Annotated in this window: 24 protein-coding genes; 6 read left to right on the top strand and 18 right to left on the bottom strand. The window is 66.5% G+C overall.

The features are described from left to right. Positions 1-76: 76 nt before the first annotated feature. The 3 genes from ACZ5YA_RS15700 to ACZ5YA_RS15690 form a co-directional block, all read right to left on the bottom strand. Complete coding sequence (locus ACZ5YA_RS15700; protein ID WP_118934919.1) at positions 77-457, bottom strand: hypothetical protein; 381 nt, start codon at positions 455-457, stop codon at positions 77-79. Positions 458-605: 148 nt separating this feature from the next. Continuing rightward, positions 606-962, bottom strand: coding sequence for a DUF4148 domain-containing protein (locus tag ACZ5YA_RS15695; protein WP_042794901.1), 357 nt, complete (start codon positions 960-962; stop codon positions 606-608). 299 nt (positions 963-1,261) lie between these two features. Next, a complete protein-coding gene (locus ACZ5YA_RS15690; RefSeq protein ID WP_059377677.1) occupies positions 1,262-1,477 on the bottom strand; it encodes a SlyX family protein in 216 nt (71 codons plus the stop codon). 78 nt (positions 1,478-1,555) lie between these two features. Between ACZ5YA_RS15690 and ACZ5YA_RS15685 the strand changes: the two genes are divergently transcribed. Continuing rightward, on the top strand, positions 1,556-3,640 hold the full coding sequence (locus ACZ5YA_RS15685) for a TonB-dependent receptor domain-containing protein (RefSeq protein ID WP_464092852.1): 2,085 nt from the start codon (positions 1,556-1,558) through the stop codon (positions 3,638-3,640). Between the two features lie 9 nt (positions 3,641-3,649). On the opposite strand, the gene ACZ5YA_RS15680 is transcribed toward ACZ5YA_RS15685, so the two are convergent. Then, a complete protein-coding gene (locus ACZ5YA_RS15680) occupies positions 3,650-4,282 on the bottom strand; it encodes a nitrogen fixation protein NifQ (protein WP_251879485.1) in 633 nt (210 codons plus the stop codon). Between the two features lie 170 nt (positions 4,283-4,452). Between ACZ5YA_RS15680 and ACZ5YA_RS15675 the strand changes: the two genes are divergently transcribed. Next, positions 4,453-6,963: an ankyrin repeat domain-containing protein gene (locus ACZ5YA_RS15675; RefSeq protein ID WP_464092743.1), complete on the top strand. Its 2,511-nt coding sequence runs from the start codon at positions 4,453-4,455 to the stop codon at positions 6,961-6,963. A gap of 82 nt (positions 6,964-7,045) precedes the next feature. On the opposite strand, the gene cyoD is transcribed toward ACZ5YA_RS15675, so the two are convergent. The 10 genes from cyoD to ACZ5YA_RS15625 form a co-directional block, all read right to left on the bottom strand. Next, positions 7,046-7,396 carry a cytochrome o ubiquinol oxidase subunit IV gene (gene cyoD / locus ACZ5YA_RS15670; protein WP_054451659.1) on the bottom strand — a complete coding sequence of 117 codons (351 nt, stop codon included), beginning with the start codon at positions 7,394-7,396 and terminating at the stop codon, positions 7,046-7,048. After that, the gene (gene cyoC / locus ACZ5YA_RS15665) at positions 7,396-8,010 is read right to left on the bottom strand and encodes a cytochrome o ubiquinol oxidase subunit III (protein WP_042794897.1); all 615 of its coding nucleotides are present in this window, start codon (positions 8,008-8,010) and stop codon (positions 7,396-7,398) included. The genes cyoD and cyoC overlap by 1 nt, the downstream gene beginning before the upstream one ends. 3 nt (positions 8,011-8,013) lie before the next feature. Next, positions 8,014-9,990 (bottom strand): cytochrome o ubiquinol oxidase subunit I, encoded by a 1,977-nt coding sequence (gene cyoB / locus ACZ5YA_RS15660; protein WP_054451658.1) that lies wholly within the window; start codon positions 9,988-9,990, stop codon positions 8,014-8,016. 2 nt (positions 9,991-9,992) lie between these two features. Continuing rightward, complete coding sequence (cyoA, locus tag ACZ5YA_RS15655; protein ID WP_054451657.1) at positions 9,993-10,901, bottom strand: ubiquinol oxidase subunit II; 909 nt, start codon at positions 10,899-10,901, stop codon at positions 9,993-9,995. Positions 10,902-11,159: 258 nt separating this feature from the next. Next, positions 11,160-11,711, bottom strand: a complete 552-nt coding sequence (locus ACZ5YA_RS15650; RefSeq protein WP_042794894.1) for a response regulator transcription factor — start codon at positions 11,709-11,711, stop codon at positions 11,160-11,162. A 5-nt stretch (positions 11,712-11,716) separates the two neighbouring features. Further along, on the bottom strand, positions 11,717-12,919 hold the full coding sequence (locus ACZ5YA_RS15645) for an ATP-binding protein (protein WP_464092742.1): 1,203 nt from the start codon (positions 12,917-12,919) through the stop codon (positions 11,717-11,719). 233 nt (positions 12,920-13,152) lie between these two features. After that, positions 13,153-13,512, bottom strand: coding sequence for a DUF4148 domain-containing protein (locus tag ACZ5YA_RS15640; protein ID WP_059377687.1), 360 nt, complete (start codon positions 13,510-13,512; stop codon positions 13,153-13,155). A gap of 246 nt (positions 13,513-13,758) precedes the next feature. Then, the gene (locus tag ACZ5YA_RS15635) at positions 13,759-14,250 is read right to left on the bottom strand and encodes a copper chaperone PCu(A)C (RefSeq protein WP_464092741.1); all 492 of its coding nucleotides are present in this window, start codon (positions 14,248-14,250) and stop codon (positions 13,759-13,761) included. A 28-nt stretch (positions 14,251-14,278) separates the two neighbouring features. Then, the gene (locus tag ACZ5YA_RS15630) at positions 14,279-14,902 is read right to left on the bottom strand and encodes an SCO family protein (RefSeq protein ID WP_280014664.1); all 624 of its coding nucleotides are present in this window, start codon (positions 14,900-14,902) and stop codon (positions 14,279-14,281) included. 61 nt (positions 14,903-14,963) lie between these two features. Then, positions 14,964-15,335, bottom strand: coding sequence for a DUF2946 family protein (locus tag ACZ5YA_RS15625; RefSeq protein WP_464092740.1), 372 nt, complete (start codon positions 15,333-15,335; stop codon positions 14,964-14,966). A gap of 264 nt (positions 15,336-15,599) precedes the next feature. On the opposite strand from ACZ5YA_RS15625, the gene ACZ5YA_RS15620 reads away from it, so the two are divergent. Then, on the top strand, positions 15,600-16,283 hold the full coding sequence (locus tag ACZ5YA_RS15620; RefSeq protein WP_059377697.1) for a M23 family metallopeptidase: 684 nt from the start codon (positions 15,600-15,602) through the stop codon (positions 16,281-16,283). 6 nt (positions 16,284-16,289) lie between these two features. On the opposite strand, the gene ACZ5YA_RS15615 is transcribed toward ACZ5YA_RS15620, so the two are convergent. The 3 genes from ACZ5YA_RS15615 to ACZ5YA_RS15605 form a co-directional block, all read right to left on the bottom strand. Further along, the gene (locus ACZ5YA_RS15615) at positions 16,290-17,045 is read right to left on the bottom strand and encodes an amino acid ABC transporter ATP-binding protein (protein ID WP_251880980.1); all 756 of its coding nucleotides are present in this window, start codon (positions 17,043-17,045) and stop codon (positions 16,290-16,292) included. Further along, positions 17,042-17,722, bottom strand: coding sequence for an ABC transporter permease subunit (locus ACZ5YA_RS15610; protein WP_054452260.1), 681 nt, complete (start codon positions 17,720-17,722; stop codon positions 17,042-17,044). Before ACZ5YA_RS15610 ends, ACZ5YA_RS15615 begins: the two co-directional genes overlap by 4 nt. Before the next feature lie 84 nt (positions 17,723-17,806). Beyond that, positions 17,807-18,589 (bottom strand): amino acid ABC transporter substrate-binding protein, encoded by a 783-nt coding sequence (locus tag ACZ5YA_RS15605; protein WP_013395870.1) that lies wholly within the window; start codon positions 18,587-18,589, stop codon positions 17,807-17,809. A 236-nt stretch (positions 18,590-18,825) separates the two neighbouring features. Here ACZ5YA_RS15605 and ACZ5YA_RS15600 point away from each other — a divergent pair, with 236 nt between their 5' ends. Both ACZ5YA_RS15600 and trhA read left to right on the top strand, forming a co-directional pair. Continuing rightward, a complete protein-coding gene (locus tag ACZ5YA_RS15600; protein ID WP_059377950.1) occupies positions 18,826-19,869 on the top strand; it encodes a P1 family peptidase in 1,044 nt (347 codons plus the stop codon). 85 nt (positions 19,870-19,954) lie between these two features. Beyond that, positions 19,955-20,584: a PAQR family membrane homeostasis protein TrhA gene (gene trhA / locus ACZ5YA_RS15595; RefSeq protein ID WP_464092739.1), complete on the top strand. Its 630-nt coding sequence runs from the start codon at positions 19,955-19,957 to the stop codon at positions 20,582-20,584. 19 nt (positions 20,585-20,603) lie between these two features. Here the strand turns inward: trhA and ACZ5YA_RS15590 are convergent, their stop codons facing one another. Further along, positions 20,604-21,077, bottom strand: a complete 474-nt coding sequence (locus ACZ5YA_RS15590; protein ID WP_059377705.1) for an Lrp/AsnC family transcriptional regulator — start codon at positions 21,075-21,077, stop codon at positions 20,604-20,606. 138 nt (positions 21,078-21,215) lie between these two features. Between ACZ5YA_RS15590 and kynU the strand changes: the two genes are divergently transcribed. After that, on the top strand, positions 21,216-22,466 hold the full coding sequence (gene kynU, locus ACZ5YA_RS15585; RefSeq protein WP_059377717.1) for a kynureninase: 1,251 nt from the start codon (positions 21,216-21,218) through the stop codon (positions 22,464-22,466). Positions 22,467-22,506: the final 40 nt, after the last annotated feature.

The following is a 22,506-nucleotide window of genomic DNA, read 5'->3' as shown; positions in this document are numbered from 1 at the left end:
CGAAAAAAACGCGCCGCCCCATCCCTGGATGGAGCGGCGCGTTTTTTATGCGCTCGGGCGCTGGAGTCCGGCGCGCTTAGTTGCTGCTGGCCTTCCAGGTGCCGTCCGGCTGCTTGCAGAACCAGAACTGCCACTTTTCGGTGGTGGCGCCGCGGGCGAAATCGCCAACCAGGAAGCGGCAGACGCGGTCGTCCTTGAGTTTGCTGGTCTGCGTGGGGGTCAGCTGCACCGTGATGGGCGGCGCCTTGCGCGGCTGGTGCGTGCTGCTCCACTGGGTGCGCTGGCCGTCGGCCGAGTTGTTCAGCGCCTGCACCACGGCGTCACGGTAGGAGGGCTGATCGGCCTTGGGGATCTGCGTGATGATGGCATTGTTCAGCATCACCGGAGGTGCGGCAAAGGCCGGCGCGGCAATGCCGCAAGCCACCAGCAAAGAGGCGAGAACGCGAGTGTGTTTCAAGATGGGCTCCCTGTTGAGTCGTAGTGTTATGCCTGATCTTGGGGCGATAGTACGCGAACGGATGGAACAATGCCTTGCGCAGGCGAAAAAAGGCCGCCAGAAGCTGGCGGCCAAGGTACAACAAGGGGAGGGGTAAATCCGCGTGCGCTCAGTTGGCGTGGTAGACGCCTTGGAAGGGCACGTTGTTCGGTTCCACATCGGCCATCTGGCCGGCAGCGCGGGCGGCGGCCAGTTCGGCGCGCACTTCAGCGCGGGTCTTGCCGGTGTGGGGCGTGCCGTAGACGCCTTGGAAGGGCACGTTGTTCGGTTCCACTTCAGCCATCTGGCCGGCAGCCTTGGCAGCGGCCAGTTCGGCCTGCACCTGGGCGCGGGTCGGGCCTTCATAAGGCGTGCCGTAGACGCCCTGGAACGGGACGTTGTTGGGTTCGATGTTGGGCGAGGCGGCGTAGGCGCCGGCGCTTAGCGCGGCCAGGGACATCATCAAAGCGGTAGCGAGGGTCTTCATGGTAAATCTCCGATTTCAAGAGCTTTGGGAGCGAATCGGCGGCCTATCCGTCTGGTTCGTTGCTGTTTCCCGATGGCTCAATAGTGCGCTGAATCGGACTAGGGATAAACCCGTATATCGGTAAAAGATATTCCCATCAGTGGAAAGATAGCTAATTTATTAGGATATATTTTCCATTGATGGAATTGGGGACGGATTTTCAGGCGTGAGCAAGTCTGGAATACGGCGATTCCATGCGGTTTGGGGCGTTGATAGGGGGAAGGCAGCGCGGACGCGCCGCCCGTACCGTAGGCGCAGCGTCAGTAGTGCGGCGGTATTTCGTCGCGCAGGCTGCGGAAGGGGGCGCCGCCCTCGGGCGCCTGCTGGCGCAGGTCGGCCACTTCGCGCATCAGCCGGTCTATCTGCTGTTGCTGGCGCACGATGATCTGGTTGAGCTGTTCCAGCATATCGTCCGAGAAGCTGGCCTTGACCTCCAGCTCCAGCAGGCGGCGTTCGATGTCTTGCAAGTTATCCATGGCGGGTATTAGAACCGATTCCCGCCGCGGCCCCTACAGGAGGCGTGTTTGGCGCAGCGGCAGTGGTGGCGTACGGGCGTGGGGCATTGGGCCGTGCATGGCCTGCTGGCGTCGTTGCCGGCCGGAATCGCCTGGGCGCAGGAAGCCGAACCGCTCCTGCCCGCGGTGGTGGTGACGGGCACGCGCCTGGGTACCGCGGTGCTGGATACCCCCGCTTCGGTCAACGTGGTGGAGGGTGCGGCCATGCGCCTGCAGCAGCCGGGCATCAACCTGTCCGAGGGTCTGGCCGGCGTACCCGGCCTGCAGATCCAGAACCGCCAGAACTACGCGCAGGACCTGCAGATCTCCAGCCGCGGCTTTGGCGCGCGCTCCACCTTCGGCGTGCGCGGCGTGCGCCTGTACGTGGACGGCATCCCGGCCACCATGCCGGACGGGCAAGGGCAGACCTCGAACATCGACATAGGCTCCATCGGCAGCGTCGAAGTGCTGCGGGGGCCATTTTCGGCGCTGTACGGCAATTCCTCGGGCGGCGTGATCCAGGTGTCGACCGAGGATGGCGTGGCGCCGCCGTCGCTCACGGCCAGCGGCTGGGGCGCCAGCTACGGCACCTGGCGCTACGGCGCCCGCGCCAACGGCGCCAGCGGCGGACTGGACTACGTGCTGGACCTGACCCGTTTCACCACCGACGGCTACCGCGACCACAGCGCCGCCCGCAAGAACCTGGGCAACGCCAAGCTGGGCCTGCAGCTGGACGACGCCAGCCGCCTGACTCTCGTGGCCAACAGCGTGGATCTCAAGGCCCAGGATCCGCTGGGCCTGACCTATCAACAGTTCCAGGACGATCCGCGCGCGGCGCCGCTGGCCGAGCAGTACGACACCCGCAAGACGGTCAGGCAGACCCAGGGCGGGGCGATCTACGAGCGCCAGGTCGACAGCCGCAATACCTTGCGGGTGATGGTCTATTACGGCCAGCGCGACACCACGCAGTACCAAGCCATTCCTCCTGCCGCGCAGACGGCGCCCACCCAGGCCGGCGGCGTCATCGACCTGAAGCGGCAATACGGCGGGGCGGACCTGCGCTGGACCTCCGAGCTGACGATGGCGGGCCGGCCGCTGACCGTGATCGGCGGCTTTTCCTACGATTCCATGCGCGAAGACCGCAAGGGCTACCAGAACTACACCGGCGCAGGCGCCAGCCGCCAACTGGGCGTGCAGGGGGCGCTGCGGCGCGACGAGACCAATACCGTCTACAACGCCGATCCTTATCTGCAGGCTTCCTGGCAGGTGTCGCCGCGCTGGACGCTGGACGCGGGTTTGCGCTTCAGCACCGTCAGCTTCGATTCCAACGACCACTACCTCGCGCCGGGCAACGTCGACGACAGCGGCGACGCGCGCTATCGCAAGGCCTTGCCGGTGGCGGCCATCCGCTATGCGCCGGACACCGATCTGAGCTTCTACGCGTCATATGGCCGGGGCTTCGAGACGCCGACGCTCAACGAGATCTCGTATCGGCCCGGGGGCCAGCCCGGCTTGAATTTCGGGCTGGCCCCCGCGCTCAGCACCAACCTGGAAGCCGGCGTGAAGGCGAACCTGGCAGGCGGCCTGCTGACGGCCGCCGTGTTCCATACGGGCACCGAAGATGAGATCGTCTCCGCGGGCAGCTCGGGCGGACGGACCACGTACCAGAACGCCGGCCGCACGCGGCGCGACGGCGTGGAACTGGGCTGGTCCGGCGAATTCGCCCGCCACGGCCGCGCGCAGCTCGCCTATACCTGGCTGAATGCGCGTTATGCCGATGACGGACCCGGCGACATCCGCGCCGGCAACAAGATCCCCGGCATCGCGCGCCAGGCCGCCTTCGCCTCGCTGGCCTGGGCGCCGCCCGAAGGTTGGCAGGCCACGGTGGAAGGGCGTTTCCTCAGCAAGATCTACGTGAACGACGCCAACGACGGCGATGCGCCCGCCTATTTCGTGGCGGCCTTGAGCGCGGGCTATGTGTTCAAGGCGGGGGCCTGGGAACTGAACGCCTATGGTCGCGTGGACAATCTGTTCGACCGCCGCTACGCCGGGTCCGTGATCGTCAACGAGACCAATGGGCGCTACTACGAACCGGCAACCGGGCGCAGTCTGGGAGCGGGCCTGGGGGCAACGTACCGGTTCTGAAGCCGGGCCTCAGTCCGGCATGTCCGGATAGCAGAAGCCATAGTCCTCGCAGGCCGGACAGCCTGGCGCCGCGGCCGGCGGCAGGCCCGCCTGTTCACAGGCGGAATAGGCCAGGAACTGCTTCCAGCGCAGGTTGCGCACATTGCGCACCACCAGTCCCGGATAGTGGCGCGCCAGCAGGAAAGTCACGTCCTCGCGGCCCGACAGGCCCAGGTCCCGCCACAGATGGTCGGGCCGCAGACAGGCCTGGGTCAGCACGCTGCTGACCCAGGGCGTGGTCCCCGCGCCGGGGGCGGCCCAGGTGTCCAGCAGCGCGCGCAACAGACGCGTGAATTCGGTTTGAGCGGCATCCATGCCGCGGGCCGGGTAGATGGCGGCTTGCTCGCGCAAGTCCGCCAGCGCGGGATCATGGCCCGTCAGCGCGCCGGGGAAGAGGCGCGCGATCAGGCCTTCCAGTTCCCGGGACGACAGGCCGCAGCGTCCCAGGTCGCCGCAGGCCAGGCTCTTGCCGATGACCGTGGCGAAGAATCCCGCGTCGGGATGGCCGGGCGGCGCATGGCGCAGCAGCGCGCCGGCGAACCGCAATGTGGGACCGGCGCTGTCGGCCGGGGCTGGTGCGGGGGCGATGGAAACGGCGTGCATGGTCGGGGTTGCGTCGTCCGCGGGATTATTAAACTGTTAATGAAGTCGTTATGTTGTTCAATATATAACGAAAGCTGTCCGCAGTCTTTGCGGTATCGCACGCTCGGCGCGGCGCGGCCGGGAAGGCGCGTATCATCGGCCTCTTTCCATCCGTCCCCAGAAGCTTCCGCATGCCGCGTCCGTTCCGTCCCGCAGTCTCCCGCCTGTTCGGCGCCGTCGCGTTGGCGCTGGCCGGCCTGGCCGCCGCGCCGCAGTGGGCCATGGCTTCCGATATCGGCGCCGTCATCGAGTCCGCCCGCCTGTCGCGCTATCCGTTGCGGGAACCCGAGAAGCGCGTGTGGGGTACCGAGAACGTCAAGGACGCGGTGCTGGTCGGAGAGTTGCAGAGCCGGCTGTACCTGTACCGCTATGTGCGGGAGCCGGGTGGGAAATTCAGGCCGGATTTTCGTTCCGGACCGTTGGTGATGTACTCGCCCACCGGAATCAAGACCGACAAGGAGAGCGTAAGGGTCAGGATGCCTCGCGACGGGGAAAGCCATTATTGGGTGGGCTATTCCTACGATGGCGATCTGTGGGTGACCGGCTTTCTGGTGGACGAGGAGGGCAGTGCCTACGAGGTGACCGCGGATAATTCCGCCGCGATCGTGAGCAGCGACCAGCCCTGGGATGATGCGCGCAAAGCCCGGATCCTGGCGGCGTTGCGGCCGCCGCTGGCCGACTACCCGGACTTGTTGAAGACGTTTCCCGAATCCATCAGCTTCGAGCATCGGCCGCGGCCGGACCTGAAGGCCGGGCTGCTGGACGTACACCGGCATGTCCGCGGCATTCCGCGTGCGCAGACCGCCGAGTTCCGGCGCGCGCTGGGAGAGCTGCGCAGCTTCTTCTGGCGCAACGATTATCGGGATGTCGATCCCACCGGCAAGGATCCCGAGGTGTTGACGGCCTTCAACGACTACGGCTTCTGGCTGGCCGAATCGGGCGAGGCGCAGGAAGCCGACCTCTTTCTCGGCGAGGTGCTGCGGCGCGATCCGGCGCGCACGGCGGCGTACCTGAACCGCGCCGATGCACGCTGGCAGCAGGCAGGAAAGGCGGGCGACAAGCGCGGCCATTTCGAGGCCTTGGCGCGCGAGGATTACCGGCAGTATTGCTCGCGCCGGCTGGCCGCGCAGGAACCCATTCCCGGCAACATCGCCGGCCGCATCGGCGCGGCGCTCGGCGTGCCGGCCCTGGACGCGGCGGCCTGCCGGCCGCGCCTGGCCATCTTCCAGGCGATCCAGGCCGGCGATGTCGCCGCGGTGCAGGCTGAATTGGCGCGCGGGCAAGACCCCAACGGCGTCAACGAAAACGGCACGCCGGCGCTGGCCGCCGCGGTAGCGCGCAAGCAGCTGGAGATCGTGCGTATATTGCTTGCGGCAGGCGCCCGGGCCGACGGCTCCAACAACGGCTACCCGCTATTGGCCAGCGCGCTGCCGGACGGTCAGGACTCGCGGCCGGACGCCGAGCGCTATGCGTTGGCCGACACGCTGATCGCCGCAGGCGCGCCCGTGGATGCCGTGGACAGCGGCGGCACGCCGCTGCTGATGCGGCGCATTTCCTACTACAGCGGCGACAAGGACAATCTGCTCTATCTTCTAGACAAGGGGGCCAATCCGAACGCCCGCGAGAAGAACGGGCGCTCGCTGCTGCATGCCGCCATGCAGAGCACGAAGAACTTCTGGTACGCCGAAAAGCTGTTGGACAAGGGCGCGGACATCAACGCCGCCTACGTGCGCATGTACTACGGCAACCGAGCGATGTGGGAAACGCCGCTGCTGGAAGCCCTGCGTGAATCCCCCGGCGGCGAGCTGGCGCCTGGGGTGGCCTATCCGATTCCCGAGCGGGTGAGCTTCGCGCTGGTCCATGGCGCGGATCCGGCCGTGGGCGGCTACGGCGAGGGCAAGGCGCTGGAGCGCAACGGCCTGAACGAAGCGCTGAGCCTGGCGGCGCGCTATATGCAGCCGGCGCTGGTGGACCAGTTGGTCCAGGCCGCAGGCAAGCCGCAAGCGCCGTTGACGCCGGAATCGCTGTCCAGCCTGTTGAGCGTGTGGAACCAGGTCGAGGTCCGTGCGGCGATCAAACAGAACGGCCCGGATTGGGACGAACTGCGCGCCCGGCTGCGCGCCACGGCGGCGCGTTTGCTGGCGGCCGGCGTGCCGCTGACGCAGGCCTCCGACGCGACCGGCGTGCTGGCCAACCGGATCGCGCCGCTGAGCCTGCCGTGGCTGCCGGACGACTTGTACCTGCAATGGCTGCAGGCGGGCGCCGATGTGTCGGATCGCACCGATCAAGGCATCCGCATCCAGGGCGTGGCCGACCCCGACGCGCTGCCGCTGGTCATCATGCTGAGGCTGGGCCAGGAGGCCAAGGCAAAAATGCTGCTGGAACACGACGCCGGCCTGTACCGCACGCCCTGGCGCTGCGGCGCGGCGGTGGCCGACATGCTGGCCTGGCAAGCGAGCCAGGACGGCAGCCCGCAGGGACCGGCAGGCGCGCGCGCGGTGAAGCAGGTGCTGGATAGCGCCGAGGCCGCGCCCGCCTGCGACCTGAACCAGCGCGCTCGGGTGCAGCCTTTCGTGGGGGTCAGCGCAAGCGAACTGGCGCGCCGCGCCAATATCACGCTGAGTTTGCGGCCGGCCGGCTGAGGCCGACGCGATCGCAGGATCACCGCGCAAAAAAACAGGCGCCCGCAGGCGCCTGTTTTTTTGCTTCAACGGCGAGCCGTCATTACATGGCGTGGCCCATGTTGACGTTCATGTTGTACAGCACCCATGCCGAACCGCCGACGATGATGGCGATGATCATGACGGTGAAGACAAACGTGGCCAGGTTGTCGCGGGCCGACTTCGATGCGCCCATGTGCAGGAAGTACACCAGTTGCACCAGCAACTGGAGCACGCACAGCGCAACCACGCCGGCGATGGTGATGGCGTGGGACAGTCCGCCGTTCATCACCAGGCCGAAGGAGCCGAAGGTGAGAAGCAGCGAAAGCACGAAACCGATGATGTAGGACTTCAGGCTGCCGTGGTCGGCGGCGTGATCGTCGTGGCCGTGTGCGGCCGCAGCGGAGTGCGACATCAGATGGCTCCCATGAGATAGACGAAGGTGAAGACGCAGATCCAGACGATGTCCAGGAAGTGCCAGAACAGGCTCAGGCACGCCAGACGACGCTTGTTGATCGAGTCCAGGCCATGGCGGCGGATCATGTCCAGCAGGACGATGATCCAGATCAGGCCGAAGGTGACGTGCAGGCCGTGCGTGCCGATCAGCGTGAAGAACGCCGACAGGTACGCGCTGCGGCCCGGGCCGGCGCCGATCGAGATCAGGTGATGGAATTCATAGACTTCCATCGCGATGAAGCCCGCGCCGAACAGGAACGTCACCATCAACCAGCCCATGGCGCGGCTCTTGTTGTTGGCGTGCACGTTCAGGTTGGCCATGCCGAAGGTGAAGCTGGAGAACAGCAGCAACAGCGTTTCGACCAGCACGAACTTCAGATCGAACAGTTCCTTGCCCGTCGGGCCGCCCGCGGTGGCGTTGAACAACACCGCGAACGTGGCGAACAGCACCGAGAAGATCAGCAAGTCGCTCATCAGATAGACCCAGAAACCGAATACGGTCTTGGATCCATCGTCATGATGCGCGTGATCGTCGTGACCCGCGTGGGGGTGAGTGGCTACGGCTTGAATCATGGCTCAGGCGGCCTTCTGCATTTTGTCAAAGTGAGCGTTTTCGATGCGTTCGACTTCCGCGGCCGGGACCCAGTAGTCGACGTCGCGGTCATAGGCGCGGACGATGAACGAACCGATCATGCCGACGAAACCGACGATGGACAGCCACCAGATGTGCCAGATCAGCGCAAAGCACATGACCAGGCCAAAGGCGCCGATGAATACGCCGGCGGCGGTGTTCTTCGGCATGTGGATGTCTTCGTACTTGGCCGGGCGCTTGTAGGCCTTGCCGTTCTGCTTGTCTTCCCAGAACTGGTCCAGCGAGTCAACGTGCGGCACGTGGGCGAAGTTGTAGAAAGGAGCGGGCGAAGAAATGGCCCATTCCAGCGTACGGCCATCCCAGGGGTCGCCCGTGATGTCCTGGTTCTGCTTGCGCTGGCGGATCGAGACGAACACTTGCTGCAGCAGGAACCAGATGCCCAGCATGATCAGCGCGGCGCCAGCCAGGGCGACCAGCAGGTACGGCTGCCATTCGGGGTTGTCGTAGTGGTTCAGGCGGCGGGTCATGCCCTTGAAGCCCAGGATGTACAGGGGCATGAAGGCCAGGAAGAAGCCGACGAACCAGCAGTAGAACGAGTAGCGGCCCAGGCGCTCATTCAGCTTGAAGCCGAAGGCCTTGGGGAACCAGTAGGTCATGCCGGCGATGCAGCCGAACACCACGCCACCGATGATGGTGTTGTGGAAGTGGGCGATCAGGAACAGGCTGTTGTGCAGCACGAACGACACGCCGGGGATGGCCAGCATCACGCCGGTCATGCCGCCGATGACGAACACGATCATGAAGCCCAGCGTCCACAGCACCGGCGTCGTGATGCGCAGACGGCCGCGGTAGATGGTGAACAGCCAGTTGAAGATCTTCGCGCCCGTCGGGATCGAGATGATCATTGTCGCTATGCCGAAGAAGGCATTGACGTTGGCTCCCGCGCCCATGGTGAAGAAGTGGTGCAGCCAGACCAGGAACGACAGCACGCCGATGGCGGCCGTGGCGTAGACCATGGACTTGTAGCCGAACAGGGTCTTGCGGGCGAAGGTGGCGACGATTTCCGAATACACGCCGAACGCCGGCAGCACCAGGATGTAGACCTCGGGGTGGCCCCAGATCCAGATCAGGTTCACGTACATCATGACGTTGCCGCCCATGTCGTTCGTGAAGAAGTGCGTGCCCAGGTAGCGGTCCATCGTCAGCAGCGCGAGCGTTGCAGCCAGCACGGGGAAGGCGGCGACGATCAGGACGTTGGTGACCAGCGAGGTCCAGGTGAAGATCGGCATCTTCATCAGGCTCATGCCCGGCGCGCGCATGCGCAGGATGGTCACGATGAAGTTGATGCCGCTAAGCGTGGTGCCCAGCCCGGATATCTGCAGCGCCCAGATGTAGTAGTCCACCCCCACGCTCGGGCTGTAGTCCAGTCCGGAGAGCGGCGGATAGGCGAGCCAGCCGGTCGCGGCGAATTCGCCCACGAACAGCGAGATCATCATCAGCGCGACGCCGGCGCCGAACAGCCAGAAGCTCAGCGAGTTCAGGAACGGGTAGGCCACGTCGCGGGCGCCGATCTGCAGCGGCACCACGAGGTTCATCAGCCCGGTGATGAAGGGCATCGCCATGAAGAAAATCATGATGACGCCGTGGGCGGTGAAGATCTGGTCGTAGTGGTGCGGCGGCAGGAAGCCGGCCGAGTCGGCGGACGCGACCGCCAGCTGGGTACGCATCATGATGGCGTCGGCGAAGCCGCGCAGCAGCATGATCAGGGCGACGATGATGTACATCACGCCAATGCGCTTGTGGTCGACGGTGGTCAGCCATTCCGTCCAGAGGTACTTCCACTTCTGGAAGTAGGTGATGGCGCCGAAGACCGCTAGGCCTCCCAGGCACACGGCGGCCAGCGTAACCATGACGATGGGTTCATGGTACGGAATGGCCTCGAGGGTGAGTTTCCCGAGCATTGTTAGTTAATTCCTGCGATCAGATTGTTCGACGTGGGGGTGCACGTGGCGGAGTCCACGCCGGCCATCTTGGTCATGGTGCTGCCAAGAATGAAATCAAACATGGCGGGGGGCGCCGAGGAGTACTTGACGACCGGGTTGTGCTCGCTGCGCTTGGTCAGCTCTGCATAGACCTCGGGGGTCAGTGCGGTCGGGGCGGCCTTGGCTTCCTTGACCCAGTTGTCGAACCCGTCCTGGGACATCGCGATGGCCTTGAAGCGCATGCCGGAGAAGCCGGCGCCGCTGTAGTTGGCCGAGATGCCAGCGTAGGTGCCGGCTTCGCGCGCGTTCAGGTGCAGCTTGGTCTCCATGCCAGCCATCGAGTAGATCTGGCTGCCCAGCTGGGGGATGAAGAACGAGTTCATGACCGTGGCCGAGGTGATCCGGAAATTGACCGGAACATCGACCGGGAAGGCGATCTCGTTGACCGTGGCGATGTCGTACTCGGGGTAGATGAACAGCCACTTCCAATCCAGCGAAACCACCTCGATGGTCACCGGCTTGTGTTCGGACACGAGCGGCTTGTAGGGATCCAGCGCATGCGTCGAGCGCCAGGTGATCACGGCCAGGATGGCCACGATGATACAAGGGACGGTCCAGACCACGATTTCGATCGCCGTGGAGTGGGCCCACTTGGGCTGGTAGTCAGCTTTGGTGTTGGATGCGCGGTATTTCCAGGCAAAAACCAGGATCATGACGATGACCGGAATCACGACGATGAGCATGAGCCCGGTCGTCGTGAACAGCAAAGTCCTTTCCTGAATGCCGATATCTCCCTTGGGGGAGAGGATTTCCATGTTGCAGCCGCCAAGCAGCATGACCGCGCCGACGCTGAGAATGCGCGTAAGGGTCGCAAGGAGGGGGTGTTTCACGTACAGCCTTGGATGGAAGGTGGAAAATGCTGCATAGCAGCAGACTGGAATGCTGCTAGGCAGCAACGTCCATCCTATCGGCTTGATATGGGTCAAGCATGCGACGAATGGTCGCATTGCCTGGGAGGATTCCACCCCAAGGGGAACAGATTCAGGGTTTTCCTAGGGGAGCAGGGGCTTGCTGCCAGGTTCCCGGGTGCGACGATATGTCGCACCCGCACATGTGGGGTCTGCGACAATTTGTCGCATCCGCACAAATCAGTCGATGAGCACTTCGCGTTCCGGCCCCGGTTTCTTGGCCAGTTTGCGCTGCAGGGAGCGCCGGTGCATGCCCAACAGGCGGGCCGCCGCCGAAACGTTGCCGCCGGTTTCGTGCAGGGCCTGGTGGATGTGCTCCCATTCTAGGCGGTGCAACGGTGTCATGGTGGTTTCGATCGTAACGTTTTCCGGCTTCACCAGGCCCAGGGTGCGCAGGATCATCGGCGCGGTGGCGGGCTTGGGCAGGTAGTCGTCGGCGCCGCGCTTGATGGCCTCGACGGCGGTGGCCACGCTGGCATAGCCGGTGACCAGCAGGATGCGCATGTCGGCGCGCAGGGCGCGCAGCGGGCGGATCAGGGTCAGGCCGGAGTCTTCGCCCAGGCGCAGGTCGACCAGGGCGAAGGCGGGGCGGATTTCCTCGGCCACGCGCAGCGCCTCGGCGATGCCGGTGGCGGTTCGGGTTTCCAGGCCGCGGCGCGACAGGCTGCGCTGCAGGGTGCGCACATACAGTTCGTCGTCGTCGATCAGCAGGCCAAGATCGGTTGGGTTCATTGCACTCAAGTCCCGGTACTCCCCAGCGGGAGGTAAAAGCGGATACGCGTGCCGCCGTCTTCGGCGGCGGTCATGGTCATTTCGCCGCCCATCTGTTCCACCGTGGCGTGCGACAGCGCCAGGCCCACGCCCAGCCCTCCCGGCTTGCCGCTGTTGAACAGGCTGGTCGCCGGCAGCAGCGTCTGGTCGGGATCGAAGCCCCGTCCGTAGTCCCTGACTTCGCCGCGCAAGGCGCCATAACCGTACTCCAGATGCAGGTCCACGCGGGGCGCGTCGGCGGCTTCGCCGGCGTCCGCCGCGTTGTTCAGCAGGGCCTGCAGCAGGTGGGCGATGGCCGGATCGACCCGCAGGCTGCCGGGCAGGGTGCCCGAGCGCTGCAGATCGATGGTCGGCCGGATCAGGCGCCATTGCCCCACCACGCGGACCAGGTCCACCGCGGTTGGGACCGCCAGATTGCGGATACGTTCCCGGCGCAGGGCCAGCAGCTGGCTGAGCGTGGAGACGTCGGCGCGCAGGTCTTCGTCCTTGACCTCGGCGGCGATCTCGTCGGCCAGCAGGGTCATGGTTGCCAGCGGGGTGTTCAATTCATGCGCCATCGCCGCGGCGTGGGTGGCCAGGGCGACGATGCCTTCGTTGCGGGTGAAGCGTTCGCGCAGCCGCGCCAGTTCACGCTCGCGGTCGCGCAGGTCCGAGGCCAGGCGGGTCGAAAACACCAGCACCACCACCACCGAAATCAGGAAGTTGGCGCCCATGCCCCAGAGCAGCAGGGTGTGGGTGTCGACGTCGCCGCGCAGGGGCTGGCCGAAGATCGCGGCCGCCGCGTAGCCCGAGATGCCCGCCACGGCCGCGGCCAGCGCCCAGTTGCGCGGCAGCGCCAGGGCCGCCAGCGCGGTCAGGATCAGGAACATCATGCCGAAGGGATTGCTGATGCCGCCGCTCCAGCCCACCATCCAGGCCAGCACCGCCATGTCCACGAACAGATGGCCGAAGGCGGTGGCGTGGGACAGGTCGCGGCGGTGGCGCAGGCGCAGGCTGGCGTAGGCGTTGAAGCCGATCAGCGCGCCGACGCCGATCCACAGCGGCTCCAGCGGCAGGGCCAGGCCCAGGACGCTGCTGGCCAGCAGAATGGTGGCGGCTTGGCCCGCGATGGCGAGCCAGCGCAGGCTGCAGAGGGTACGCAGGAATGAAAAGGCGGAACTACCGGGCATATCCAGACACAGAGGTGCCGGCAGGCTGCCGGCGGGCACGCGCCCGGCTGCGCGGAACGCTGGCATCCGGCGCGCGGCGGCTGGGCCGGCTGCCGCCGCGCCTTCAGGCAGGCCGGCGGTGGATGTGCTGGCATTGTATGGCGAATCAGGCGCCGCCGCCGGTCAGCGGGCAATCAATGTGTCCCTGATATGCCTGCGTGACGCCCGGACCTGCCACCGTTCCGGCCTCTGTCTCAATGGATATCAGAGGTGCCGCTATGGGCCATCGCGGGCGGCGGGTAGTCTTCCTCGTCGGACGCCATCTGGCCCTGGATCTGCGCCTGCTGCAATTCCTGCTCAACCTGGGCGCGGGTTTCAGACTGGTGCGACATGACCGGGGGAGGATAGTCTTCGTCGCCGAAGGTGTACTGGCCGTTGGCCTTGGCCTGGGCCAGTTCGGCGCTGACCTGGTCCGCCGTCTTGGCGGCGGGGGCGGCGTAGGTGACGCGCCAGTCGCCGTAGAGGTCGTGGGTGTACTGCGTGGTCTGGGCCTGCACGGCCCCGGCGGCTGCCAAGCCGGCGCATAGCAATAAGGTCTTGCTGAGGGTCTTCATGAAACGCTCCTGGCAATCAAAGCTTGCGGCCATCGTGCCGGCCGCGCCGACGTCCGCGATGCTGCCTGCGGGCGATTCCTGGATGCGGGAAAGCCTGGCCGGGCGCGCCGCGATGGCGCGCGCCGGACCTTTTCCAATTCGACCCGGCGCGCGGCGCGGCGTTGCACGCAGGACGGCCTTGTTGCAATGAAGCTGTTTCAGGCGTGCAGCATAGCTGTCAAGCCACTTTCAGGGGACGCTGCGGGCTCAGTGGCCGTGGCCGGCGGCCGGGGTGGCTGCCGCGTTCAGCGGACGCGCCACCGCGTCCACCGGCACGCGCCGCTGGCGTTTGTCGGCATCCTCGACGATGAGCGTCAGGGCAACGTGCTCGCCGGGCGAGATCTGGCCGGCCAGATCGATCAGCATCACGTGATAACCGCCGGGCTTGAGCTCCACGGTCTGGTTCGCGGGCAGCGCGATGCCCGGCACCTGGCGCATCTTCATGACGTTGTCCTGCATCGCCATTTCATGGATTTCGACGTGCTTGGCGGCCTGCGATTCCACGCCGACCAGGCGGCCGCCGGAGGCGGAGGTCAGGCGCATGAAGACGCCGGTGGCGTGCTGGCTGGGCACGGTGGAGCGCACCCAGGCGTCGTCCACCTTCAGGGCGGCATCCTGGGCCAACGCGGAAGGGCTGGCGCCGGCCAGGGCGCAGAAGGCGAAGGCGGCCGCCAGGGATTTGATCGTGGTGTTTTTCATGAGGGTTGCCTCTATATATAGATTCTGGTCAGAGCACGGTGCGCAGGTCGTCCACGCATTCCTGAGCGCTTTGCTGATGGCGCAGGGCGATGCGCAGCTTGCCGCTGGCGTCGATGACGTAGGTCAGCGCGGTGTGGTCCATGGTGTAGGACGAGCCGGTCGCGACCTTCTGGTAGAAGACCTTGAACGATTGCGCGGCGGCGCGCGTCTGCTCGGCATTGCCGCGCAGGCCGACGAAGTCGGGATCGAAGGCCTGGGTATAGGCGCGCAGGATTTCCGGCGTGTCGCGTTCGGGATCGACGGTGATGAAGAGGACGCGCAGCTTCTTGGCGTCCGCGCCCAGCAGGCTCTTGATCTCGACGGCGCGGGTCAGCGCCGTGGGGCAGATGTCCGGGCATTGCGTGAAGCCGAAGAACAGCATGATCGGCTGGCCGGCGTAGTCGGCCAGCTTGCGCTCGCGGCCCTCGGTGTCCTGCAGCTGGAAGTCGCCGGACGGCATGCCGGACAGATCCATGCCGTGCAGCTTGGGCGCATCGGGGCCGCAGCCTGCCAAGGCCAGCAGGGCGACAGAGGACAGCAGCAGGCGGCGCCGCGGATCGGGCGCATGGGAGCGCGCCGCGCCGGATGGCGCGCGCAGAAAGGGGGAATGCATGAAAACCTCGTCGGTTGACGGTTCGTCCAGGGGCGCGGCGGGGCCGCGCGTGCAGGCGGAGTCAGGCGAGGCGTGGAGGAGCGCGGGAACCCAGCGGCGGTCCCGCGGCGGTGGACGCGGGCGGGGCGGCGCTGGCAGGCGCGGGCAGTGCGTGCCGGCCGGCGGCCAGCAGCAGGGGGGTGAGCGCGGGGGCCGGAGCGGGCGCGACGTGCGCCAGCAGGCCGAAGGGGTAGAGCGCGCCGGCATCGGCGGCATCGTGGCCGGCCTTGTTCTTGTCGCCGGGCGACAACGCCAGCGTCAGCGCGGAGACGTCGCCCGCGGCCGAGCAGAACGTGACTTCAAGCCGGCCGTCGTGCAGCGCCCGGGCGTCGGGCATGTAGCCCGCCGGCACCAGCGCGCGCAGGGCCAGGGCCAGAAGCGCTAGCCACAGCACGCCCCGCGCGCGTGCGGCGCTGCCGAGGTGCTGGAGGCGGATCAGGCGGGTCATGGCGGCATTCTATCCCGCGCGACCGGCGCAAGCATCTGACGCCGGCGCCCATGGCCCGCCAAAATCTTGGTACCCTTGAACGCACTCAAATATCTCCCGACATCCCACTCAGTGCCTCAGGTTTCAGTGCTTTCCTCGTCCGCCCAGACCCTGCCTCTTTCCACGTTGCCCGCTGCCGTACGCCGGGGCAGGCCGTCCTTCCGCTTGTGGATGTGCGTGCTGGCCGTGGCGCTGCTGGCCCTGCTGTCCGCCTGCGGCACCACCAAGGTCCAGCCCGGCTACTACCGTGTGCAGTCGGGCGACACGCTGACCCAGATCGCGCGCAAGCAGGGCACCAGCGTGAGCAATCTGGTGCGCTGGAACAATCTGTCGAATTCCAATGCCATCGAAGTCGGGCAATTGTTGCGGGTGGCGCCGCCGGCTGGGCAGGCCAGCACGTCCACCGCGCCCAGCAAGGCGCGCGGCAAGCCTGCCCCTTCGCCCAAGTCGTCTACCTCGACCGCCAAGCGCCGCACCGCCCCGCCGGGGGCGATCTCGCTGGTCTGGCCCGCCCAGGGCAAGGTCACGCGCGGCTATGACGGTTCGGGTTCCAACGGCATCGTCATCAGCAATTCCTCTGGCACGCCGGTGGTGGCCGCGGCGCAAGGCACCGTGGCCTATTCCGGCAGCGGCCTGCGCGGCTATGGCCACCTGGTCATCGTCAAGCACAACGCCAGCTTCCTGAGCATCTACGCCCACAACAGCAAGCTGCTGGTCAAGGAAGGGCAGCGCGTCAGCCAGGGGCAGAAGATCGCTGAAATGGGCAATAGCGACAGCAAGCAGGTCGGGCTGTATTTCGAACTGCGCTACGACGGCCAGGCGGTCGACCCGGCGGGGTCCCTGCCGCCGAAGTAGGCTGATCTACAGCGCGGCATCCTGCGTCAGCGTCGATATGAACGCCGCCGTGCGCGGGTCCGCCGGCTGGCTGAACAGCGTGCGCGAGTCGCCGGATTCGACCACCGTGCCATCCAGCAGGAACACCACTTCGCGCGATACGCTGGCCGCCAGGCGCAGGTCGTGGGTGGCCATCAGCATGGTCATGCCTTCGGCGGCGAGCTGGCGCAGCACGTCCACCACTTCGGCGGCCAGGCCCGGATCCAGCGCCGAGGTCGGCTCGTCGCACAGCAGCACGCGCGGCGCGGGCGCCAGCGCGCGGGCGATGGCCACACGCTGCTGCTGTCCGCCCGACAGGTTGGCGGGCCAGGCGTCGCGCTTTTCCAGCATGCCGACCTTGCGCAACAATTCCTCGGCGCGGGCGCGCGCGCGGTCCAGCGGCCACTTCTGCACGGTCAGCAGGCCTTCCATGACATTGCCGATCACGGTCTGGTGCGGGAACAGCTGGAAGTTCTGGAACACCATGCCGGTCTGCTTGCGCACGCGCTGGACCTGGTCGCGCGAGAGCTTGCGGCCGGGTTCGAAATGCACCGTTTCCGGGCCGATCTCCAGCGTGCCTCGGTCCGGCACTTCCAGCAGGTTCACGCAGCGCAGCAAGGTGCTCTTGCCGCTGCCGGACGGGCCGATCAGGGCGGTGACGCTGCCTTCGGCGATGCTCACGTCCACCTGCTTGAGCACGGGATTGCCGCCGAACGCCTTTTCTATCTTTTCCAGGCGGATCATCGGTTTTTCTCGGTAAAGACCGCGTGCTGGCCGAAGCGCCGTTCCAGGCGCACCTGCGCGGCGGACAGGACGGAACTGAACACCAGGTAGATCAGCGCCGCCTCGGTGTACAGGATCAGCGGTTCATAGGTGACGGCGGCAATGCGCTGCGCCGCCTGGAAGATCTCGGGCACAGTCAGCACCGCCGCCAGCGAGGTGTCCTTGACCAGCGCGATGAAGGAATTGGACAGGGGCGGCACGGCCACCCGCGCCGCCTGCGGCAGGATGGTCCGGCGCAGCGCCTGCGCCCGCGTCATGCTCAGCGAGTACGCCGCTTCCCATTGGCCCTTGGTGATGGACTCGATGGCGCCGCGGATCACTTCCGAGTTGTACGCGCCCACGTTGAGGGTGAAGCCGATCAGCGCGGCCGGCAGCGGATCCAGCACGATGCCGACGCTGGGCAGGCCGTAGAAGATCACGAACAGCTGCACCAGCAGCGGCGTGCCGCGGATCAGCCAGACGTAGAAGCGCACCACGGCCACCAGCGGCGCCGGGCCGAACAGCCGGATCAGCGCCACCACGAAGGCCAGCGCCAGGCCCAGCGCGAACGACATCAGCGTCAGCGGAACCGTGAACATCAGCCCCGCGTGCAGCAGGGGCCAGAACGAGTCCAGCATCAGCTGCACCCAGGCCGGCACCGCCCAGTTGCCGAGTTGCGCCAGCAGCCAGTCGGGCAGGACGGATTGCAGCCAGGGGGGTAGCGTCATATGCGCTCCGCTCGCTTATTGCGCCGACAGGTCCGTGCCGAAATACTTGACCGAGATGGTCTTATAGGTGCCGTCCGCCTTGATGTCGGCCAGCGCCTTGTTGATGGCGGCCTGCAGTTCGGGGTTGCCCTTGCGGATCAGCACGCCCGAATTGCTGAACTCGGCGGTCTTGTCGGTGGCGGCGATCTTTACCTTGGCATTGGGCTTCTGCTTCTTGAAGTCCAGGAACGACAGGTTGTCGTTCACCGTGGCCTCGACCCGACCCGAGGTCAGCAGGTCGATGGCTTCATTGAAGCCCTGCACAGCAATCACTTCCGCGCCGTGCTGTTGCGCCAGCTTGCCGAAGTTGCTGGTCAGCGTGTTGGCGGATTTCTTGCCCTTCAGGTCGTCGAAGGATTTGATGCTGGTGTTGTCGTCGCGCACGATCAGCACGGCGGCCGACGAGATGTAGGGATCCGAGAAGTCGTACTTGGCGCGGCGCGCGTCGGTGATGCCGACCTGGTTGATCACCGCGTCGTAGCGCTTGGCGTCCAGGCCGGCGATCAGGCCGTCCCACTTGCCTTCGACGAATTGCGCCTTGACGCCCAGGCGTTCCGCGATGGCGCGGCCGATGTCCACGTCAAACCCGGTAAGCTGGCCGGATGCGTCATGGAAAGTGAAGGGGGCGTAGGTGCCTTCGGTGCCGATCTTGAACACGCCGGCGGATTTGATCTGGTCCAGTCCGGATTGGGCATGGGCCGCGGACAAGGCGGCGACCTGGACGAGGCCGGCGACGAACAGCGTACGGAAGAGTTTCATGGCGGTGCTCCACGGATGGCAGATATCTCGGTGGAGAGCATCCGTGCCTGCAATGCCCTCCGGCGTAGCCGCACTCTAACAACGCGTCTATTTTTCCACAAAGCATAAGGAATAGTAAAAATATAGCGGCAAGTCATATGGCGATACCCATGCTCCGGCGCGTTGCCGCCGGGGTTCATCCAGGCAGGACTTCAGTGGAGATCGGTGTGGAACAGCAATGGAACAGGCGGGCTTTCATGATCGCGGCCGCAGGCGCGGCAGCAGCAAGCGCAATGCCCGCCCAGGCCGCGGACGGCACGCGGCTGATGCCGGGCAGCGGCAGCATCACGCAGGTGGCGGGTTTGCGGGTGGGGCACTACACCGACACGCGCCGGCCCACGGGCTGCACCGTCATCATCGCCGAGGCCGGCGCGACCGCCGGGGTCGACGTGCGCGGCGCGGCGCCGGGCACGCGCGAGACCGACCTGCTCAATCCCGTCAACATGGTCGAGAAAGTGCACGCCGTGGTGCTGTCCGGCGGCAGCGCCTTCGGCCTGGACGCGGCTTCGGGCGTCATGCGCTATCTGGAAGAAAAGAAGATCGGCTTCGACGTGGGCGTGGCGCACGTGCCCATCGTGCCTTCGGCCATCCTGTTCGACCTGGGCGTGGGCGACGCCTCGATCCGGCCCGACGCGGCCGCGGGCTACCAGGCCTGCAAGTCGGCCACGGACGCCGCGCCGCAGGAAGGCAACGTGGGCGCGGGGGCGGGCGCGACGGTGGGCAAGCTGTACGGTCCCAAGCGCGCCATGAAGGGCGGCATCGGCAGCGCCTCGCTGACCGTGGCAGGCGTGACGGTGGGCGCCATCGTCGCGGTCAATGCGGTGGGCGACGTGGTGGATCCGGCCACCGGGCGCGTCCTGGCAGGCGCGCGCACCGCCGACGGCAAGATGCTGCTGGATACCCGCGCCGCGATCCTGGCGGGCGATTTGCCCAAGTCCATGCGCCCAGGCACCGCCACCACCATAGGGCTGGTCGCCACCGACGCCAAGCTCACCAAGGCGCAGGCGCAGAAGATCGCCGGCATGGCGCATGACGGCCTGGCCCGCACCATCAATCCCATCCACACCATGCTGGATGGCGACACCATCTTCGCGCTGGGCACGGGCACGTCCGGCAAGCCGGGCAACGTGATGCTGCTGGGCGTGATGGCGGCCGAGGCGATGGCGATCGCGGTGCAGCGCGCGATCCTGTCGGCGCGCGCGCTGGAAGGCTATCCGGCGGCGGTGGACTTCGTTTCCTGACGGCCGCGCGTCCTGACCTCGGCCTGTCACACAAGGGCGCCATCATGGATGGCGCCGGCGCGTGGCCGGCGGGCGGAGGGCGTGCATGTACAAGGGCGAACGATTCAACGGCGCGACGCACCTGGCCGGCCTGGCGCTGGCGGTGGCCGCTTCGGGCGCCCTGATCGCCCGCGCCGCCGAACTCAAGGTGGATACGCGGCAGGTGGTTGCCTGCGCCGTGTTCGCCGCGTCGATGATCGCCGTCTATGCCTCTTCTGTACTGTTCCATTGCTCGCGCGGCCGCCGCAAGGCCTGGTGGGCCAAGGCCGACCATTGCGCGATCTACCTGCTGATCGCCGGCACGTACACGCCGCTGGCCTACGGGCCGGTGGAGCATGGCTGGGGCGCGGCCATGGGCGTGGCGATCTGGCTGCTGGCGGCGGTCGGCATCAGCCGCGAGCTGTGGTGGGCGCGGGGCGCGGCGCCGGCCCTGCCGCTTTATCTGGCGATGGGCTGGCTGGGCGTGATGTTCGCCGCGCCGATCGCGGGCGCCTTGTCCGCGGCTGGGCTGGCCTGGCTGCTGGCGGGCGCGGCGGTCTATACCGCCGGTACGCTGTTCTACGCCAACGACCAGCGCTGGCCGCATGCCCACGGCATCTGGCACCTGTTCGTCATGGGCGGCACCGCCTGCCACTTCGTGACGGTGTTCGGCTTCCTGCGGCTGAGCTCGGCCTGAGCGGGGTTTCAGCGGGCCGCTAGCGCCAGCTTGCCAGCGGCAGCATGCCGCCGCGGTCCTTCACTTTGCGCATGACGATATGCGAGGACAGGTTCCGCACGCCCGGGATCTTGCTGAGCTTGTCTTCGACGAACTGTGAGAACGCCTTCAGGTTGCGCGTGCACACCGTCAGGATGTAGTTGGACGCGCCCGTCACGATGCTGGCCTCGGTGATCTCGTCATGCAGGGCGATGCCGGCCAGGAATTCCTCGTGCCAGCCGGGACGCGACTGGTCCAGCGACACATGGACGATGGCCTCCAGCTCGAACCCCAGTTTTTCGGCGTCCAGCACGGCGCGATAGTGGCGGATCAGCCCGCTTTCTTCCAGCGCGCGCACCCGCCGCAGGCAGGCCGAGGGCGACAGCGCCACCTGCTCGGCCAGGTCCTGGTTGCTGAGGTGGCCGTTCTCTTGCAGCCGGTAAAGAATGCGCTGGTCTATGGCGTCGATCTGCATGGTGCAATCAAATTCCAAAAAAGTGGATTATGTGCAATTTAATGCGGAAACCTAGGGTAATCCGCGCCTGAATTTGCAATTTATCAGCCTGATCGCGCTGATAGTATGTACCCAGAATATAGCCCCCCGGAGCACAAAATGAACACCCGTGAAGCCTGCGTAAATGCCGACCGCCAGGATCCCCTGGCGCCCCTGAAGGACCGTTTCGACCTGCCGCCCGGCGTCCTCTACATGGACGGCAATTCCCTGGGCGTGCTGCCCAAGGAGGCCGCCGGCCGCGCCGCCGCCGTGATCGGCCAGGAATGGGGTTCGGGCCTGATCCGCAGCTGGAATACCGCGGGCTGGTTCGAACTGCCCACCCGCCTGGGCGACAAGCTGGGCCGCCTGCTGGGCGCGCGCGAAGGCGAGCTGGTCGTGACCGACACGACCTCGCTGAACATCTTCAAGGCGCTGGCCGCCGCCTTGCGCATCCAGCAGCACCAGCACCCCAAGCGCCGCGTCATCCTGTCCGAACGCGACAACTTTCCGACCGATCTCTACATGATCCAGGGCATGATCGACCTGCTGCAGCAGGGCTACGAAATGCGCCTGATCGACGACGAACTGCCGCTCGAAAAGGCGCTGGACGAGTCCGTGGCGGTGATGCTGCTGTCGCACGTGAACTACCGCAGCGGCCAGATGCACGACATGGCCGCGGTGACCGCGCTGGCGCACGAGCGCGGCGCGCTGGCGATCTGGGACCTGGCTCACGCCGCGGGCGCGGTGCCGGTGGACCTGAACGGCGCGGACGCCGACTTCGCCGTGGGTTGCACCTATAAATACCTGAACGGCGGCCCGGGTTCGCCCGCCTTCATCTGGGTGGCGCCGCGCCACACCAAGGACTTCTGGCAACCGCTGTCCGGCTGGTGGGGCCACACGCGGCCGTTCGACATGACCGTGGCCTACGAGCCCGCCGGCGGCGTGCGCCGCTATCTGTGCGGCACCCAGCCTATCGTGTCGCTGTCGCTGGTGGAATGCGGCCTGGACGTGGCGCATGCCGCCGACATGGCCGAGGTGCGCAAGAAATCGCTGGCGCTGGGCGACCTGTTCATCGCGCTGGTCGAAGAGCGCTGCGCCGGCCATCCGCTCACGCTGGTGACGCCGCGCAAGCACGCCGACCGCGGCAGCCATGTCAGCTTCCGCCATCCCAACGGCTTCGAGGTGATGCAGGCCCTGATCGCGCGCGGCGTGATCGGCGACTATCGCGAACCCGAGGTGCTGCGCTTCGGCCTGACGCCGCTGTATTTCGGCTATGCCGATGTCTGGGACGCCGTCGACATCCTGAAGGACGTGCTGGACACGCGTTCCTGGGACAAGCCGGAATTCAAGCACCGCGCCGCCGTGACCTGAGCGCCGCAACATAACCCCATTGCGCGGGCCAAACCGGCCC

It is taken from the genome of Achromobacter sp. JCM 18799, assembly GCF_055395645.1.
This window is presented reverse-complemented; position numbering and strand designations above follow the sequence as displayed.

Bases quoted from the DNA above. Each gene is read 5' to 3' on its own strand.
- ACZ5YA_RS15695 (WP_042794901.1), bottom strand. From the start codon at position 962: ATGAAGACCCTCGCTACCGCTTTGATGATGTCCCTGGCCGCGCTAAGC.
- ACZ5YA_RS15690 (WP_059377677.1), bottom strand. From the start codon at position 1,477: ATGGATAACTTGCAAGACATCGAACGCCGCCTGCTGGAGCTGGAGGTC.
- ACZ5YA_RS15680 (WP_251879485.1), bottom strand. From the start codon at position 4,282: ATGCACGCCGTTTCCATCGCCCCCGCACCAGCCCCGGCCGACAGCGCC.
- ACZ5YA_RS15675 (WP_464092743.1), top strand. From the start codon at position 4,453: ATGCCGCGTCCGTTCCGTCCCGCAGTCTCCCGCCTGTTCGGCGCCGTC.
- cyoD (WP_054451659.1), bottom strand. From the start codon at position 7,396: ATGTCGCACTCCGCTGCGGCCGCACACGGCCACGACGATCACGCCGCC.
- cyoC (WP_042794897.1), bottom strand. From the start codon at position 8,010: ATGATTCAAGCCGTAGCCACTCACCCCCACGCGGGTCACGACGATCAC.
- cyoB (WP_054451658.1), bottom strand. From the start codon at position 9,990: ATGCTCGGGAAACTCACCCTCGAGGCCATTCCGTACCATGAACCCATC.
- ACZ5YA_RS15650 (WP_042794894.1), bottom strand. From the start codon at position 11,711: ATGAACCCAACCGATCTTGGCCTGCTGATCGACGACGACGAACTGTAT.
- ACZ5YA_RS15645 (WP_464092742.1), bottom strand. From the start codon at position 12,919: ATGCCCGGTAGTTCCGCCTTTTCATTCCTGCGTACCCTCTGCAGCCTG.
- ACZ5YA_RS15640 (WP_059377687.1), bottom strand. From the start codon at position 13,512: ATGAAGACCCTCAGCAAGACCTTATTGCTATGCGCCGGCTTGGCAGCC.
- ACZ5YA_RS15635 (WP_464092741.1), bottom strand. From the start codon at position 14,250: ATGAAAAACACCACGATCAAATCCCTGGCGGCCGCCTTCGCCTTCTGC.
- ACZ5YA_RS15630 (WP_280014664.1), bottom strand. From the start codon at position 14,902: ATGCATTCCCCCTTTCTGCGCGCGCCATCCGGCGCGGCGCGCTCCCAT.
- ACZ5YA_RS15620 (WP_059377697.1), top strand. From the start codon at position 15,600: ATGTGCGTGCTGGCCGTGGCGCTGCTGGCCCTGCTGTCCGCCTGCGGC.
- ACZ5YA_RS15615 (WP_251880980.1), bottom strand. From the start codon at position 17,045: ATGATCCGCCTGGAAAAGATAGAAAAGGCGTTCGGCGGCAATCCCGTG.
- ACZ5YA_RS15605 (WP_013395870.1), bottom strand. From the start codon at position 18,589: ATGAAACTCTTCCGTACGCTGTTCGTCGCCGGCCTCGTCCAGGTCGCC.
- ACZ5YA_RS15600 (WP_059377950.1), top strand. From the start codon at position 18,826: ATGATCGCGGCCGCAGGCGCGGCAGCAGCAAGCGCAATGCCCGCCCAG.
- trhA (WP_464092739.1), top strand. From the start codon at position 19,955: ATGTACAAGGGCGAACGATTCAACGGCGCGACGCACCTGGCCGGCCTG.
- ACZ5YA_RS15590 (WP_059377705.1), bottom strand. From the start codon at position 21,077: ATGCAGATCGACGCCATAGACCAGCGCATTCTTTACCGGCTGCAAGAG.
- kynU (WP_059377717.1), top strand. From the start codon at position 21,216: ATGAACACCCGTGAAGCCTGCGTAAATGCCGACCGCCAGGATCCCCTG.